Here is a 17,606-nt window from a genome sequence, read left to right on the forward strand (position 1 = left end):
AGAAACACTCTTCATTTTTCTCGAAAGCGCAGATGCTATGAGCCAGTCCATTCCCGTTTTCCTTGCCTCGTGTGTCTATCAGGGGATATGTACCCGCAGGCTTTTTGTTTTCTTCTGTTTGAGCCTGTTCTTGGTAAGCGCGTTCCCTGTTGCACGAAATGTTCATGCCGAGGAGTCAGATAAAAAAGAACAGCTGACGATTCAAGGCATCGTTGTTGATGAGCATGACAAACCGGCAGCGAATGTGCGGGTCCTCATTAACTGGAGTGACCTGTTTGATGGAGATACAAAAAATATTCAGGCTACAACCGACACAGAGGGCAAATTCACATTAACCGGAGACATCTCTCGATTTCGCGGACAGGTACTGCAGGCATCTGCGCCGGGCCCCCTCATGGCTCAGCTTCGTCTCCCCTGGCGAGACATCGAGAAAGATCCTTCACTTGATACCCTGAAGCTGAAATTGAAACCCTCTCAACGGCTCATACTGGAAGTCGTTGATGCAGCCGGTAAACCGATTACCAATGCCAGAACTGGGGTCGTGGCAGATCATCGACTCCGGGGAACTGGGCTGACCGATCAGGAAGGAAAGATAACATATGATCTGCCTCAGGACGCACAAATTCAAAATGTATGCGCGATCAGCGAGGGCCACGGCCTGGATTATCAATCTTATGAACTGCCTCGCGGGCAGTCAGGCGATCAGCTCACCAAACTCCCTGCGATTCCCGATCACCCGATCCGCCTGATTCTCGATGGAAACCAGCCATTGCAGGTCAAGGTTCAGGAAACCGATGGTACTCCCATAGCCGGTGTCGATGTCAGCCCCTGGCTGCTTCAAAAAAAAGGCCAGAACCGTGGGCTGAATCTCTCCTATTACCGCAAACTGGTTTCGGCTCAGACGGATAAGCAGGGTAAGATCGAGATTTCCTGGATTCCTCGCTGGCAGAAAGATCAGATTATTATCTGGCCTCGAGACAAAGAATATGTTCACCAGCGAGCCCTCTATGATCCTCAGAAAGGTGACGGCAAACTAACCGTTGAACTGGTAAAACTGGTCCCTCTTTCCGGACAGGTGACACTTCCTGATGGATCCCCGGCCATTGGTATGGCGATCTCAGCAACGGGAGAAAATTACGAGTTGGACACGTTCCGGCAAACAGTGCACACTGATGAACAGGGACGTTATTTGATCAAAGCTGCACCCAATAATGTCTATCTCCTGACAGCCGGAAATCAGAAGTGGGCCTCCGCCCCGCATACCGGTTTTGCGCTCTGGCCAGGCAAACCGATATCAAATCTGGATTTCCAACTTCGACCTGCAACCCGGATTTTTGGGCGCGTGACGGTAGGCTCTCGACAGGAACCCGTCAAAGGACAATATATGGCCGTCTATCACTACGGACAGGATGTCCATAATATGAAAGACGTGGAACTGCCGAATCCCGACAAGAGCAGGAGATGGGTACAACCCACCATTGTGCACAGCACCACCACCGACACAAATGGCGAATATGAATTGTTCGTCGGCTCCGGGAAATTTGATATCCGCGGCCCCTCGCAAAATCCGATTCAGAAATTTGAAATCACTGACGAACCGGAGAAAAAATTCGATTTCCATGCTGCCCGACCCGAAAAAGGTATGCTGACGGGAAACATTGTGACCGGCAATCCTCCTCGCCCCGTTCCAGAAGCCACGGTGCATGGAATCTATCGATATCAGCTGGCAGGGCATGACTTGCAGGCAAACACAGAACAGTCTGGAAAATTTAAAGTCGAACGTGAACTGCATCCTGTTGTGATTTATGCCCGCAGCAAAGACAAACAGCTGGCAGGCATAGTCGAGATTGGTCCCGATACAGATGCGGTCACCATCCCGCTTCAGCCTCTGGGAACGGTTCGGGGACAGTTGGTTGATGAAACGACCGAAGCACCATTCAGCGAACGCGAAGTCAGTTATGGAATTCGAGTTCACCTGGGAGGCAGAAGTAATCCCTTTCGAACCGGTTTCGGGGGAAAAACATTCACCGATAAACAGGGCCACTTTGAAATCAATGATCTGGTTCTGGGACAGGAGTACAACATCAGCCTGGTCAATCGACCCAAAGATCAGCCGAACCAAATCAGCTGGCGGCCCATTGAAAAGGTAAAACCGGAAAGCACACAGCCAATAGAGTTGGGCAAACTCGAAGTTTCGCCACCCCGGCCTCCTTATGTTCCTCCGACACTTGCAGAGAGAATCGCAGCCGCGTTTAACGTGAAAGGAACTCCACTGGAACGGTTTGCCCGCGGCAAGCAGATCGTCCGACTTGTCATGCAGCGTCCGATCGTTCTGTTCGGTGATCCCGAATCGGACTCCGTTCAGCAGTTGATGAAGCTGCGGTATGAAGACGGTGATGTCCGCACGGCATTGTTCCCATTTCTGGTCATCGCCATCGATTCCTCTGGTGAAAAAAGCGCAGCCGCCAACGCGCTGGCGAAAGAACTGGGAGTCAAGCTGAATCACGACAGTCCCGACTTTGATCTGTTCGTCACAGATGAAGCTGGCAAACAGCTGGCCCAGTCTGGCTGGGTTGCGCTTTCTGCTGACGGAAAAGTCAGCAAAGAAAAACTGCTTGCGTTTCTTAAAACACACACGCTGCCTCCCTATGATGCGCGGGAGCTGCTGGATACGGCGCTCAAGCAGGCGAAGCAGGAGAACAAGCGGATTCTCGTACAGGAAACTGCAACCTGGTGTGGCCCCTGTCGTTTGCTTTCTCAGTTTCTTGATCGGGAACGCGAACAATGGCAGCGCGATTATATCTGGATCAAAATGGATCACCGCTGGACTGGTGCCGACAAGATCATGAAAACGATGCGCGGCGGAGCGCAGGGCGGCATCCCCTGGTGGGCCATCCTCGATCAGGACGGCAATGTCATGGCCACTTCTAACAATCAAGCAGGTGAAAACATCGGATTTCCCAGCACCCGCAGTGACCTCGCCCATGTTCGCGACATGCTGGAGAAAACCGCCATCCGCCTGACCCCCATGGATGTCAACACCCTCGTCGAAGCGCTGAAACAGAAAGATTAATGCATGCGATGATTGTTTTCATATTCGCGCTACACAATGAGCATTACTTGGTTCCGGAATCGCATGAGCGGGGTCAGGCACACCCTGCGTCGGTATGAAAAACCTGTCTGTTGTCCTCTCTCGAAAGTTCGGATTTCATGAGCCTGTCACCACTTTCTATTCAGCGTGATGCAACCCGCTTCGGAAAATGTGCCCGCATGCAACATCTCTACCTCTGCTCTCTGTTTCTCATGGGAGCACAATTACTTCCGTTCACGGCACAGGCTGCAGAACCGGAAAAAGAACAGATCACGCTTAAAGGTACCGTCGTCGATGAACAGGACAAACCGGTCGCCGATGTGAAAGTCATCGTCGAATGGCTGTATCCGAAAAAAGGACAGATCGAAACCAGGACCAACAGACAAGGGCAGTTTACGTTGCGCGCGCCGGTCCAAAATGAACGTGTGTATTTCGTCCAGGCGGTGGGCAATTCAGCACATCTGATGGCACAGCAACTACTGTCCTGGGAAAAACTGACTGACGATCCTGCGCTGAAACAACTGCGACTGAAGTTGCAGCCAGCGCGGCGTGTGGAATTGCTGGTAGTCGATGCCACAGGCAAACCGATTGCGAATGCCACTGCGGGCGTCCTGGCCGATTACAGGGACTGGGGAACGGGTCTGACCGATGACCAGGGACGTATTGTGTTTCATCTGCCCCGGGATGTGGAGTTTCAAAAGGCGTTCGCCATCAGTGATGGACATGGTGCCGACTATAAAATATTCTCCGTTCCCCGCAGTATGACTGGAGACAGACTCCACAGGCCGCCTGCCTGGCCCGATCATCCCGTTCAATTGAAACTAGAGGGAGCGCGGTCTCTGAAAGTTCTGCTGACAGAAACCGACGGCACGCCGATCCCTGGCGTCAAAGTCTACCCCTGGTACATTCAAAAGCCGAATTACCCTGATCTGGATCTCTCCGGCTTCAACAGTCTGGTAGCAGAGACAACGGACGCGAACGGCGCGGTCGTCTTTCAATGGATCCCACACTGGCATCAGAAGCAACTCACAATCTGGCCCAGCGATCAACAGCACGTCCACCAAAGAAGCGTGTATGATCCGAAAACCGGTAATGATACACTGACCATCCAACTGGAAAAGCTGGTCCCCATTTCTGGGAGGATCACGCTTCCCGATGGTTCACCCGCCCGGGGAATTGAAGTCACTGTCTCAGGCGAAAACTATCGAAGCGACGATTTTCGGAAATCGGTTTTCACTGACGAAGAGGGCCGTTACACCATCCAGGCCGCCCCCAACATGATTTACCTGGTTACGGCAGGCAACCGTGAATGGGCTTCAGCGCCCCAGACGGGCTTTGCGCTTTGGCCGGGAAAACCGATCAACAATCTGGATTTCCAACTCCGTCCTGCCACACGCATTCATGGCCGGGTCACCGTGGGGTCTCAGCAAGAACCGCTGGCCGGTCTCAGCTTTTATTTCTATCAGCTCGGCCAGAATCTCAAGGACACGCAAGGCATAACGTTACCTAACCCCAAGAACAGCCGAAAAAGAGTACAACCGCGGATTGCACATCGTATTTTGACCGATGTAGATGGAAGCTTCGAAATATCAGTCGGCGACGGAAACTATCTGGTGAACGGGCTCTCATGGATCGTCTCTCAAAATGCAGAGACCGTGACAGAATTTGATATCGAAGGTGAGCCGGAAAAAGAACTCAATTTTCACGCCCTCCGACATTGGGAAGGAGCACTGACTGGAACTGTTGTGACAGGTGACCCACCTCAACCCGTCCCGGATGCGAAGGTGATCGGTCTCTATGGCCGTAAAACGACCGTGGGACAGCTGATCTCAACAACAGACAAATCAGGCAGGTTTAAAGTCAATCGCGAACTATACCGCACCATGCTTTTTGCCCACAGCAAAGACAAAAAATGGTCAGGCGTGGTCGAGATCGGTCCCGATACGAAAACCGTGACCATTCCACTTCGTCCATCAGGCAAGGTGGTGGGGCAACTTGTCGACACGAAAACAAAACAACCGCTCAAGGAAGTCGAAATCAGATACGGCGTCATGCTCTATCTGGGCCAGGATGACGATTCCCAGCTATCCATCAATTTCAGGCAATCCACGGTTACAGATCAGACAGGACACTTTCAAATTGACAATCTGATACAGGAGCAGAAATACCGCTTAACTGTGGTCTTTCACCCTGAACCGGGGACTTCCAGTTCCCAAATCCTGGAAACGGTGAGGGTCGAAGACGATGAGTCAGTCGACCTGGGCGTCTTGGAAATGGAACCCCCGCGAACCCAGGGGCGGCTTACACTGGAAGATCAAATCACTGCCGCATTTAAAGAACCGGGAACGCCAGGGGAACGCTTCACGCGCCAGAAACAGGAAGCCCGGATCGCCATGCAGCACAACCTGGTTCTGTTTGGCGATCCCCGGGGTGAAACTGTCAGACAGTTGATGCGACTGCGGTATCGTGATGGAAAAATTCGGCGGGAACTCTACTCGTTCCTGATGATGAGCGTCGACACCTCTGCTGAAAATCGGCCAGCAGCTCAGCAACTGGCAAAAACGTTGGATGCAAATCTGGCAGGAGATCACGCCGATTTCCTGCTGATAATCACAGATGAACAAGGTAAACCTCTCGCGCACGCCGATCGCAGTGCACTTTCCAGAAACGGAAAGATCACCAGGGAGCAGGTACTTACATTTCTGCAAACGCACACCGTACCAATCCGCAATGCAGAAGAGTTGCTCGCGGCTGCTCTCAGACAGGCAAACCAGGAAAACAAACGGGTCCTCGTCCAGGAAACCGCAACCTGGTGTGCCCCCTGCCGACTGCTGTCCCGGTTTCTGGTCAGGGAGCAGGAAATCTGGGAACGCGATTATATCTGGATCAAAATGGATCACCGCTGGACTGGTGCCGACGAGATCATGAAAACGATGCGCGGCGGAGCGCAGGGTGGCATCCCCTGGTGCGCTATTTTAGACAAAGAGGGCAAAGTGCTCATCACCTCCAACGAGGAGGACGGAACGAACATCGGTTTCCCCGGCAGCCAAAGTAGCCGCGTCCACTTTCGCAACATGCTGGAAAAAACCGCCATCCGCCTGAATTCAATGGAAATCAACACACTCGTCGAAGCGCTGCAGAAGTAAGGGAATTGATTTCCTCGACGCTGATCAATATAACCATAGGGCAGCCCTGTGCGGCAGCGCACACTACGTTTTAGAGATAGAATATAGATTGTCGTTTCAAAAATTGGGATATGCCCGAATGCAGCGAGCAGGAATCTGACTGCACCAGCGCTCGCTATAGATACAGGATTCTCCATGCGCTCACTCACCATGCAAACGGTTCTCCTCATCAGTATTCTTACCACCGCCACCGGCTTCGCACAAAATAATCAATCCTTCCCCATCGTCACCACCAATCAGTCGATCCAGACAACCCTCGACGCACAGCCGGGTAAGATGCTGTTTCTTCCCGCCGGGGATTATGAGATCTCAGAGAAAATCGTCATTCGTCATGATGGCAGCGGCCTGTATGGGCCGGGGCGGATCATTCAGACCAATCCTGCGGTACCGTTTATCGAACTCGAACATCGTAATGGAGTGCAGTTACGCGACATTGTTCTGACACGTCCGGAGGGAAAGCAGACCACAGCTACTGAAGCGGTCAATGCGCGCGACTGTCAGGATCTGGTACTTGACAACGTTACCGTTTCTAATCACCGCACCCGGTCCGGCGTGTTGTATCTACTTAATTGTCGTAACGCCACCATTCGCAACTGCACGATTTCGAACTACATGCGGATCAGTATCGACGATCGCACGGCATCACCTGACTGGGGTTATGCCTTTCATTGCATTGATGGAACGGGGATCGTGGTCAACGCGAGTACCGGAACGCGGATTCAGGGAAATCGGATTGTAGAGCACGAACTGCTGCCGACTCCTGAAGTCCAGCAGAAATATCAGCTCGGACAGTTTTCAAAAAAGAATGAGACCAAAGGTGAGTTGACGCGCCAGGAGACCTGGGACCGCGAGACCGTTAATAACTGGCACCAGGGATCTGCCATCATTGTCACCTCTCCTACCGAGAGTGACCGCACACAGATTCTGGGGAATACGATTGAAAACGGTGCCCAGGGTATCGACCTGCATTCCGACCACGTGATTGTCTCGCAGAACATCGTCTCCAACTGTTTTGTCGGCATGAAAGCCATGCATGGTTCCCGTAACGTGGCGATTATCGGCAATCAGTTTATCAAAAATGATCTCTGGAGTATCGGCTTAATGCCCGGTGCCGCTTCACATGCTGCGCAGCAAACCGGTGACAAACGACCGGCCCGCAGCGATAACAGTGATGGCGGTTCACTGATTGCCAACAATATCATCTCGGACTTCGGATACGGAAACGCACACTGGATCTGGGGCAATCAAGGCAACCCGATCCTGCTCGACTCGGGGCAGAAACCCGATAACCCGCCTCTCGCAAATGTAATCATTCAAGGGAACATCGTACAGAATTCGGGGAGACAGCAGGCCGCGTCAGCAGACCGGCAGCCCCGCTATGTGTACGCCGTTCGCGTCGATCCCCGGGCGACCGGCATTCATATTTTCCAAAATATTTTTGATCCGGGGCGGGAAGGGATCACCAATATTAAGTTAACTGACTGACCTTATTATGTTGCTGCTTCCTTGTGCCAGACTGTCAATCATTCAGGATCGAGGATGACCTGCTCTGATTTCGACTCTTTCTCCCGCGTCACACATCCGTGACGGTTCAACAGAAAAAAGAGGATCCCAATAAAGGCAAACGTGGCGATGTGATACGTGCTCATCACCTCACTGTAAAACTTGCCGATAAAGGTGCGGTTCAAAATCAGAATCAGAAACACAAACAGGCCAATGCCGATTTTCAATGGTCTGGTAAAATTCTGACGACTGGTGGCGCAACGGATCAGCAGGTACATGCCCGGAAAAATTCCAACGCAATGCTGCCCCCAGGTGACGGGAGAGTACAGCAGAATCATAATCGAGATGATCGCACACTCCCACAAAATACGTTCGTCGTCTCGATCTTCATAATGCCTGCGAAATTTCCAGCCAATAAAAACCAGAAAGCAGAGCATGACTGCTTTAATGATACGCAGCGACGTTTGCGGAGACAGATCCAGAAAATCGAGATACAGGGGAGAGTCCAGTCGGGCTTCGTGTTCTGGGGGAAAATGCATCAGGTAGCGGGCCAGCGCCGGTTTGAAAGACATATTCGCCAGCGGAATCTCGCCCCCCATCCAGCGGATCGGGTTGGGTTCCAGCATGCCTTTCGCGACAATGTTTGCCCAGTGCTCAAAAGTCCTGCGGTATTCTGTGTAACCCAGTTTGAACATGGGTGAGAGCGTGAAGAATGCCGCCGCCAGAAACGTATAGATCGCCATTTTCCATTCCCGTTTGAGAATGAAATAGACCCAGAACAGGCTGGGCGTGCACTTGAGGGCCATCGCAAACCCCAGGGGAATACTGCCCCACAGTTCCTTTTTCCGGGTCCAGAGATAGACGCCCAGCCAAGAGAGCGCTACTAAAGCCAGGTTCACACCGCACTCCAGCATGTCCCTGATCAGGTAGCGACTGGAGAGAAAAATTGCCGCAGTCACAACCCAGAACAACTGGTTCCGCAACAGGGGAAAATGAGTCTCGCTCATGCGGTTTAAGACCCAGATCAACAGAAGCAAAGATATGAAGAACAGCGGGTAAATCAGCAGGTAAGCGGTCTGCATCGAAAAGCTGGCCAGCGGCGCATGCACGAATCCCCAGAACGGGGGATAGGGATAGTTATGATTATTGACGTACAGAAATTCGCCGGTTGCGATCAATTCCCCCGAACGCCAGTGCAGATGAAAATCACCTGGATTCTTTTTTGCAATCTGGACAAACTGGATGATCGCGATCACGACTCCCAGCGTGATGACCACACTCTGCCAGAAACGATTTTTGTCTGCCAACAGTGATTTCAGCACGAGACTCCCTTCCGTCACGATCAAACGGCCCCAGTATTCAGAACGGTTTCCAGACTCCCAGGGCCGCCGATTGTAGCAGATCAGCTTCAGATTACAGCTATTCTTTTACGTTAAGTCATTGTGGAATCGTTAATATCTGACCGATTTATGTATTGAGAGCGCATCACATTTAATGATAGCGTCTCTCAATCTAATAGACTCGGGCCAAACAGCCCTGAAGACGCTACAGTAAAACTGGACACAGTCTAGTGCTTTGACAAGCTTGAAATTGAGGGACAGGGGTGTTGTTTACGTGCTCCGTTGTCGCACTCTTGTGATATCTATCAACGCAAAATTTAAAAATGACACTCCACTAGTCCAAATAGCATGTTCAGTTTTATAAAAAATGATTTAAAAACAGAGTGATGTTTCCAGCATCAATACGCCTCTAAGATTAGATAAGTCATTTTCTTACTTTTAAGGTAGAAGGGCAGCGCCATGAATGAGACATCATCGACGGTTACAGAAGTCACTCAATCCAGATCGGACCGGAAAACATTGATTCTGCCTCTGCTCATCATCGGTATTGGGACAGGCTGGCTGTTGACGACTCTCGGCATCGTGCCCGGTATCAACTGGATCTGGACACTGGGGCTGGCAGTCATTGGAGTTCTGTCATTTGCCGTCAGTGGTATTGATAAATCAACGGTTCTGCTTGGTCCCTTTTTCATCATCGCCAGTTGCCTGTCAGTCCTGCGTCAGACCGGTCGGATTACGCTGGATGTGGAAGTGCCTATTCTGGTGATCGTCATTGGCTGCCTGTTACTGGTTGCCCGCAGCAAAGCGATCCCTCTGCCCGACTGGATGGTCCTGGAAGAAAAGCAGCAATCCGCACAGCAGAGAAGCTGATCGCATTTAAATCAGATTGGCGAAACGCAAGGCATGCAGAAACACCATGGCGGCGGCGAAGTTGGCTACGTAAACGAGAAAACAGAGCCACGACTCCCCTACCGGGTATTGATGTGTACCAAACAGCAGCAGAAACGCCACACCAAAACAGACAGAGATCACAGGCACCAGGAACAGGAACTGCACCCAGTAATTCATGGCATTTCTCTCATGCAGATAGGTCGTGAGAGGCTGAAAGCCAATATGCACCAGGCAGAACAGGATGACGGTAAACAGACACTGCGCGTAAATCACCAGTCGTAACTGCGTCTCGGGCCGCGAGAAAAATGCCTTTGCCGTTCTGAGAACCACGGGCAGGTCGATTTCAAAAAAACGCCTGCGTGTCAGGTTAGTTTGCATAGAATCATCCAGAAAAAGTGAAGCCCGATCTTTAATATATTAACACGGTTATCCGGGTATTCCAATCTGAGTTCTGAAAGAAATGGAATCGCCTGTCACCACAGTCACTCACCACAGTCATCTGCATTCGAGTTAATGCAGCAGGGAGTACCAGACGATATTTAAACCCAGGCGGATCGCATCTGCTTCGGTGTAGCCGGCGCAGGTGATTTTATCGCCATGCTCGATGGCGCAGCTCAGATCGTAGGGACTATAGAGGATCACATAGCGGTCATCGACCTTGATGCCTTCTACCACGGGCGCTTTCAGTTCGATGCGTTCCCCGGTCGAGCGGGTCTGCAGGTCTAGCGCTTTCCGGAAATGGATCTGCCGCAGATCGTAGCCGGTTTTCGTGGAAAATAATTCATGATCAGCGGGAATCCGTTCCAGCTTATGAGTTGGAAACAGCTGTTCTGCCAGTCGGCGAAAGCTGGCATCAAATTCATCAGCACCGCAGCAGGCATCTGCGAATAACACGCCTCCCTGCAGTAGATGTGTTTTTAATGCACGTTGATCTTCCGGGCTGAGGACGAATCCAGCGCGACCATGCAGATATAGCAACGGATGTTTGAACAGCCGGGGATCGGAAAGCGGGACGTTGCTGGGGTTCGTCGCGAATTGACCGCCGGAAACCTGGTTCATAGCACGCAGCAGTTTTCGCAACGCATGCGGAGCGGCGTCCCATTCCGCAGAAGCACGAATTCTGGCGATGTTCAACAGCCGGTGCTCAACCCGTTGCGCTATCGATGCAGGCTCTGCAGGGTTCCCTGGTCCCAATTCCTTGATCAGCACGCGTCCTGCTGCCAGCGCCGCGACATTCACGCCCACGTGCAGCGCATCTGTGATTTTGGTATCCAGTTCAGGGGAACGGTGAGGCAGAGTCAGCGGCGACCATTGATCCCACAGGCAACCCAGATCGTCGGGAGAATACAGAATGGAGGTGCGGCAACCGGTCTCGGCTCCCCATAGTTCCACCAGCGGCTCGCCGGTTTTCAGATTCAGCAACCGAAATTCGCTGCGGTAGACCGGATGAGTCCGCTCCAGCATACGAAGTTTGACTTCATCTGCGGGATACAGTTTCGAAATTAATTGTTGTATCGCCGCATCAGGAGAGGCGCTTTGACAGCCTCCCAGCGCAAACAGGCAGCCACCATCCTGCAGATAAGTTTTCAGGAGAGCAATTTGAGCGGGTGTGAAACGGTTCACATTGGCGACATCCAGGATCAGCAGCGGGCATTGATTGAGATCATCGGCATCCGCTCGATTCATATTGACTGACTGCCAGGTGAGTTGTCGCGGCCAGTCTTTCAGCCGGCTGGTATAACGTGCCAGGTTCCAGACGTCCTGAGGCGTATAGTCGATCGAATCTTTTGCAGTATCAGGCGCGCCGTTCCACTTGAGCTTGCCGGCTAAGATCGGCGTCAGTCCCCGGGAGAGGAAGTGCAACGCATAGTCAGTGGCGAGTATCGGACAATCTTCCAGCAGGGCCGGTGCGCCGACCCAGGCCCCGGTAATGGGATTCTGATGCGCGATCAGGTACTTGGCCCCTTCGCGATACCAGTCGAACTGTTTTCCGGACTGACTGGTGAAGTAACGTCGTCCCGTCAAACGTCCCACACGTTCCAGGCAATACAGATAATAAAGGTAACCGATCGATCCATCAGAATTGGCATCAGTGCTCGGGTTGTGTGTCACCGTGAAGTGATTTCCCAGCCAGCGACATCCTGCAGCGACCGCTTCATCTTGGAATGCTTCGCCGCAACAACGGGGTGAACCATCTGCGTTTCGCTCGATACGCTGACTGCGGAGCAGGTTTTCGGTTGTGACCAGGTAAGCGATTCCTGCCGCCGTGATGCCTCCACGACTGAAACCACTTCCCTGTGATCCCCAACCTCCATCCCGGTTCTGTCGACCCAGCCAGTGAGTGCGTGCCCGCTGCCAGGTCGCTGTTTGAACCGGCACTCCCTGTTGTGCGGCTTCGTAAAGACCGAATGCTGCAAAGTGAGCATAGTTTGGGACATCGTCTGCGCCAAAACTCCAGGCACCATCATTCGTTCCCTGGGACTTTCCCGCCTCCAGCTTCTGCGTCAATCGTTTCATCAGCGGGAGGTCACGGTCCGCATCGCGGGCCGCTGCCAGTGCTTCGAGCATCAGCGAAATTTCGTGTGTCTTGACCGGGTCCTGTTTGCGGAGCCACTGGAGTCCCTTTTGAATTTCTGCATTGTCCGCCTTTATGCCGGCATGAAGCAGGGTATGCAGCGTGAAGCTGGTCAGCACAACAGTCTGTTCAGGATGGCCGGCCAGTTGCCAGGTTCCGTCGGGCTGTTGCTGTTTCAAGAGAAAGTGTGTTGCTTTTTCGATTGAAGACAATACATCCGCACGTGTGATGTGCTCCGCCTGTAATGCAGGGGGGAATGCAATGATTCCCGCCGCCACCGTCCAGCAGAACAATACGCTGCGAAAAAATCGGACTGTCGGACTTCGATTATGCATGCTCACACCGTTTCAAAATGCTGCCGCGGCGAATGCGATCCATTCCGTCATTCATTCCCTTATCAGCCTGTTCAGTTTATCGAGAAGGGCAGCATCGTAATTTGGCCATCAAACTACGTCAATGTGCGTTTAAATCATGTGAATCCAGTGAAACGCCCTCGTAGTAAGTGATGAGTCTGGTTGACTTTATTGTTTAGTAAAATAGTCAGATCGAATAAAAAAACGCGGCGGGAGTGATTCTGTTTCCCGCCGCGTCTACTGAATGCACCTCAATACGAAAGCATCACCATCAGTCACCACAACAGGGGCAGACTTCCGGTACAAAAACTGTTAATGTCGCCGCGTACGCAGTCTCCTGGTAATCTGCCGACGATTCGTCTTCCGCCAGATGATGGGCAACCACCAGATACTGATTGCCCGTCTTCGGCGTAAATGACACGAGACCGGCGGCGTCGGTCTTGCGTTCGTACCGTTCATCAAAGCCCTCCTTCAGAGTTTCACCTTGGGGAACGAATGAGACGACCGTGTTTGCCAGGGGTTTTCCTTTGAAATCCACGCGGACTTTCAGAGGTTTGCCCGGACCCATGGGCGTCACAGGATTCAGCACGGGGACCAGTTCCAGCGGATGCCCCAGCGCCCGGTCAAAGCCCGGATTTTCTAAAGGCGTCTGATCCAATCGGGCGCTGACGACGAAGCAGGTCTTTGCGCTTTTAATCGCCCGGACCGGTTTACCATGATTGACGACGCGGTCCAGTGTATGCGCCACCGTATACAGGCCTGGCTTTACAGGCACGAACTTGCCTCGCCAGTAACCTTCTTTGGGGGCATAGCCGGTATCCGTCAGTTCGCTGATCAGGTCATAAGTTTTTGCAGCAGGGTCGATCACTTCCAGGCGGCAGCCCTCAAGGTCGATCTTGCTGGCAATCTTAAAATCACGATGGTGATTCCCATGATTTCCCAGCTTCAGGTTAATGTAAACCGCGTCCCGGGCCCGGATCAGGTTCGTGTTTGTTTCCACCCACGTATCATGGGCAGCAACTGATGTAACAGACAGACCCACGGTCAGCAGAGAGAATAGCAGTATTTTCATGTTGAACTCCTCTAAGAAAAGTCATCCGGGCAGACATATGAACTGCCCGGATGAACTGAGACTGTTTAATACTCGCCAATCACTTCGCCGCCGGCACGGGTCGCCAGCGCACGCCAGAGATCGGTATTGATGTTCTCGCCGACAAAACGACAACTGCCATCCACCAGCGTGACCTGCACACCACCCACATGGGCACTGCGGGCACTGACCAGCGCATAGTTGTGATAGCCGTTCTGACAGTCGGGATTTGAAGAGTTGGGCCCGTACCAGTGGTTATACATCGTATCTGCCAGATGGCCATTCACCCACTTGGCACCCCGTTGACCGGACCAGGCTGGTGCAGCAGTGGCAGTACAGGCTGCAGGAGTCGTCTGTGTTCCTGCAGAGAGTTCTACGACGCGGAAGCGGTAGTTACCGGTGGGGGGCGCGGTGTTCTGCCCGTCTCCCAGCAGCTGTTCGCCAAATGCGACGGTATTGCTGGTTCCGTCCGTCACATCGCGGAACCGGACCTGGGACTGCGAAAAGATGACGCCGTCTGCATTACTGATCGAGCCATCATCGGTCGCCGCTGAACCATTCAAGCCTGAGCCGGCACAGGCGGGATAGCTGATGCCCGCATAGTCTGAGCCGGGGACGGCATCTTTATCACTGGGGCAGACCATCAGTGGCAGCCGGACGCGCGCTGCCGAATCATTATTGCCAACCTGTGTCGCGTCAAAACTCCCCGAGTTGAAGGCATTGAGTGGCGGAACATCGTAATTAAACTGGTTCTGCAGGTTCGCCTGATCCACAAAGGGGAGCAGATGGGCATGAGCTGACCAGACATATGGATATCCCAAACCGCCGGGAGGAAAGACCCGGTGAGTTGACTCATAGTTATGCAGCGCCAGTCCCAGCTGCTTGAGATTATTTTTACACTGGCTCCGTCGTGCTGCTTCGCGCGCCTGTTGAACAGCAGGCAGCAGTAGAGCAATCAGAATGGCGATGATGGCAATCACCACGAGTAGTTCGATCAAGGTGAAGCCGCGCGCACGTTTGGCGCAGCACTCATAAGTTGGTTTCATTTTGAAACTCCTGAATATAAATGGAAATGTGCGCAGGCTGATCTCAGGTCAGTCTGCAAAATGCATCTGGTTTAAAAAATCAGAGGCGGCACAATTCCGGAGGGGGAGTTTCCGGGGCGAGACTTTGCTCGGGAAGCATACTGGAAATCTGCGGACAGCAGAATTCGAGGTGGGTCGGGCTCAATATCAGACTCGGCAGAGCAGGGAGACGCGGATCGTCATTCACCAGCAAACCCGCAGCAGGCCCGTGACCACAACCACAGGCCGAAACCAGGACTGTTTTGGAGGTTTCCTGTTTTGATTTTCCCGTACAGCAGGAACTGGTCTGTTTTTTGTCACAACAGGATTTCGGTTGGCTTTCGCACTTGCGGGAAGCTTTCGAGCGGGAACAGCAACAGCCTCCCGAGCTTTGCAGTTCCTGGCCACACTGACAACCCGCCTGAGGCATTCCTGCAGGTTCCAGCGGAAACCCTACCGAAGTTGTGAAAAAACAGAATAGCGTTACCAGGCAGGTCAGAGACTGCCGGCTGCATAACTGTTTCAGTGGTGGGAACACAGGCGGGAACATCAATGATGTCACTATAAAAAAGCACTCAGCGGCCATTCCGGCGGAACCGAAACGTTTAAAGCTACCTGATTATAAGGATCATCACGATGATAACGCCACTCAAATCGACAGAAAATCCACACCAGACGGCCAACCTTCCGCCTGGCAATGAGTTCGATTGATCGAAATTACTTGGTCAGTTCGAAATCAACGGTGTTATCACCTTCTACGACGGTCGCTTCCAGTGTTGTTTTCTTGTTAAATTTGTCGGGTACCGTTTCACTTCCCTGGTTGCCGAAGGGGTCATTATCTTCATCGAGCGTACTGATTTTGACGGTATGCTTTCCGAGAATCGCTCCTTTTTCATCCCGGATGAAGACCAGCTCGTATTTACCTTCCTCGTCAGTTTTACCTGCAGAGGCCCGGCCTGAAGTGGGATAGAACCGCACAAAAGCACCTGACAACGGGGCGCCATCCATTGTGATCGTACCACTGACGGGTGCCAGTTTGGGCTGATCATCGGGAGCACCACCACAGGCGGTCAATATGAAAGAAAGGGTGAGACAGAACAATAATTTGCAGCAGCGTTTAGTCATCATACTGGTAATTCTCTGAATGGTTGATTTAAATGAAATGATTGCCTGGCTCGAGTAGGTTAGATGGCAGCAGAAAGACAATCTCCGGGCTGAAACACACAACAACCTGTTTCATCGCTGTTGTGAGTTTCCAGACTGTGTCCCGTTTTACTGTAGCGTCTCCAGGGCTGTTTGGCCCGAGTCTATTTGATTGAGAGACGCTATCGTTAAATGTGATGCGCTCTAGAACGCATCACATGAAATCGCAAATTGCTTTTTAGAACTCGCCGAGTACTTTTCCGTCGTTTTCATCATTCAACCATTTGTATGTGTTGACGTCGATGTTTTCAGAAAGAAAGCGGACCGAACCATCTGCGAGCAGCACATGAACTCCGCCCACATGCATACTGGAAAGTGCGAAACGGTCAGCAACGGTGCGGGCACCTCCATTGATGAAGTCATCAGGAACATTGTAGCCAATGAAGTAGACGTCTTCTGCCTGCAGACCACGTTCCCAGCCCCAGGAAGCGGTGCGGGCACCGATCCACAGTTTGCCAGTGAATTCATCACAGGGTGAACCGCCACAACTTCCAGTCGTTCCGCTTTCATCCCCTGTGCGCACTTCGCCCACCAGAATTGTGTTGGTGGTTCCATCGGTAATATCACGCATTCTCAGCGCTTTGTTAACACCCAGCACGAGGCGTTCGGTGGCGTAGTTCGATTTCCCAAAGCTCCCCTTATCCGTATTAATGCCACCCATGGGATCGGAAGGGCAGTTGAAAATTGGAATGATGGTCTTGGCTGAGGGAATGGAAGTTGTTCCCGTATAACCAATGTGCCAGTTCATGGTGAAGCTGTTGGTTTCCGTACCAATCTGATTATAGAGTGGTGCCTGATCAATATAAGGCAGGATCATAGTCGCCCAGCCCAGTCCGTTTTTGTTGGCGGCTTCAGAGGCATCAGCCAGGGTCTGATCGCCGTCAATCCAGCCGGGAGGGAAGGCCCGGGCCGTATCGTGGTAGTTATGAAAAGCCACCCCAATTTGTTTCAAGCTGTTTTTGCAGGTACTGCGTCGGGCTGCTTCCCGGGCCTGCTGGACTGCGGGTAGCAGTAATGCGATCAGAATCGCGATGATGGCAATCACCACCAGAAGTTCAATTAAGGTAAAACCTCGAAACAGATTTATTCCATTATTGCGCCTGGTCATCTTCATCTTTACGTCATCCTATAATGATTTAAAAGGAAATATTCTTAATAAAAGGATCCACGAACGCTTCTTAGAAACTAATAGTATCGAATAAAAAAACAAACTTTCAATAATAAAGTTAAGATATGATTTCATTTCGTTGGGAATATGAAAATTCAGAGTAATCAGATAGTGCAAAGACAGTGTTATTATGGACATACGTC

12 protein-coding genes are annotated in these 17,606 nt (G+C 52.0%); 4 read left to right on the top strand and 8 right to left on the bottom strand.

The features are described from left to right. The first annotated feature begins 130 nt into the window (after window positions 1-130). The 3 genes from ACN0YH_RS12995 to ACN0YH_RS13005 all read left to right on the top strand — a co-directional run bounded on the left by ACN0YH_RS12995 (window position 131) and on the right by ACN0YH_RS13005 (window position 7,761). On the top strand, window positions 131-3,073 hold the full coding sequence (locus tag ACN0YH_RS12995) for a hypothetical protein (protein ID WP_417379993.1): 2,943 nt from the start codon (window positions 131-133) through the stop codon (window positions 3,071-3,073). Between the two features lie 137 nt (window positions 3,074-3,210). After that, on the top strand, window positions 3,211-6,237 hold the full coding sequence (locus ACN0YH_RS13000) for a carboxypeptidase regulatory-like domain-containing protein (protein ID WP_417379994.1): 3,027 nt from the start codon (window positions 3,211-3,213) through the stop codon (window positions 6,235-6,237). Between the two features lie 174 nt (window positions 6,238-6,411). After that, window positions 6,412-7,761 (top strand): NosD domain-containing protein, encoded by a 1,350-nt coding sequence (locus ACN0YH_RS13005; RefSeq protein ID WP_417379995.1) that lies wholly within the window; start codon window positions 6,412-6,414, stop codon window positions 7,759-7,761. 38 nt (window positions 7,762-7,799) lie between these two features. Here the strand turns inward: ACN0YH_RS13005 and ACN0YH_RS13010 are convergent, their stop codons facing one another. Next, complete coding sequence (locus tag ACN0YH_RS13010) at window positions 7,800-9,101, bottom strand: glycosyltransferase family 87 protein (RefSeq protein ID WP_417379996.1); 1,302 nt, start codon at window positions 9,099-9,101, stop codon at window positions 7,800-7,802. Window positions 9,102-9,578: 477 nt separating this feature from the next. On the opposite strand from ACN0YH_RS13010, the gene ACN0YH_RS13015 reads away from it, so the two are divergent. After that, window positions 9,579-9,989 carry a hypothetical protein gene (locus ACN0YH_RS13015; RefSeq protein WP_417379997.1) on the top strand — a complete coding sequence of 137 codons (411 nt, stop codon included), beginning with the start codon at window positions 9,579-9,581 and terminating at the stop codon, window positions 9,987-9,989. A gap of 6 nt (window positions 9,990-9,995) precedes the next feature. On the opposite strand, the gene ACN0YH_RS13020 is transcribed toward ACN0YH_RS13015, so the two are convergent. From ACN0YH_RS13020 to ACN0YH_RS13050, 7 genes are all read right to left on the bottom strand, one after another. Next, entirely contained in the window at window positions 9,996-10,388 is a 393-nt protein-coding gene (locus ACN0YH_RS13020; RefSeq protein WP_417379998.1) for a hypothetical protein, read from the bottom strand. A gap of 132 nt (window positions 10,389-10,520) precedes the next feature. Further along, a complete protein-coding gene (locus ACN0YH_RS13025; RefSeq protein ID WP_417379999.1) occupies window positions 10,521-12,920 on the bottom strand; it encodes a DUF4159 domain-containing protein in 2,400 nt (799 codons plus the stop codon). A gap of 289 nt (window positions 12,921-13,209) precedes the next feature. After that, a complete protein-coding gene (locus tag ACN0YH_RS13030; RefSeq protein WP_417380000.1) occupies window positions 13,210-14,010 on the bottom strand; it encodes a DUF4198 domain-containing protein in 801 nt (266 codons plus the stop codon). A gap of 65 nt (window positions 14,011-14,075) precedes the next feature. Then, window positions 14,076-15,074 (bottom strand): DUF1559 domain-containing protein, encoded by a 999-nt coding sequence (locus ACN0YH_RS13035; RefSeq protein ID WP_417380001.1) that lies wholly within the window; start codon window positions 15,072-15,074, stop codon window positions 14,076-14,078. Window positions 15,075-15,153: 79 nt separating this feature from the next. Continuing rightward, the gene (locus ACN0YH_RS13040) at window positions 15,154-15,522 is read right to left on the bottom strand and encodes a hypothetical protein (RefSeq protein WP_417380002.1); all 369 of its coding nucleotides are present in this window, start codon (window positions 15,520-15,522) and stop codon (window positions 15,154-15,156) included. Between the two features lie 287 nt (window positions 15,523-15,809). Next, on the bottom strand, window positions 15,810-16,220 hold the full coding sequence (locus ACN0YH_RS13045) for a carboxypeptidase regulatory-like domain-containing protein (protein ID WP_417380003.1): 411 nt from the start codon (window positions 16,218-16,220) through the stop codon (window positions 15,810-15,812). Window positions 16,221-16,473: 253 nt separating this feature from the next. Beyond that, on the bottom strand, window positions 16,474-17,409 hold the full coding sequence (locus tag ACN0YH_RS13050; protein ID WP_417380004.1) for a DUF1559 domain-containing protein: 936 nt from the start codon (window positions 17,407-17,409) through the stop codon (window positions 16,474-16,476). Window positions 17,410-17,606 lie beyond the last annotated feature (197 nt).

The sequence above is a fragment of the Gimesia sp. genome (genome assembly GCF_048262075.1).
GTDB lineage: Bacteria > Planctomycetota > Planctomycetia > Planctomycetales > Planctomycetaceae > Gimesia.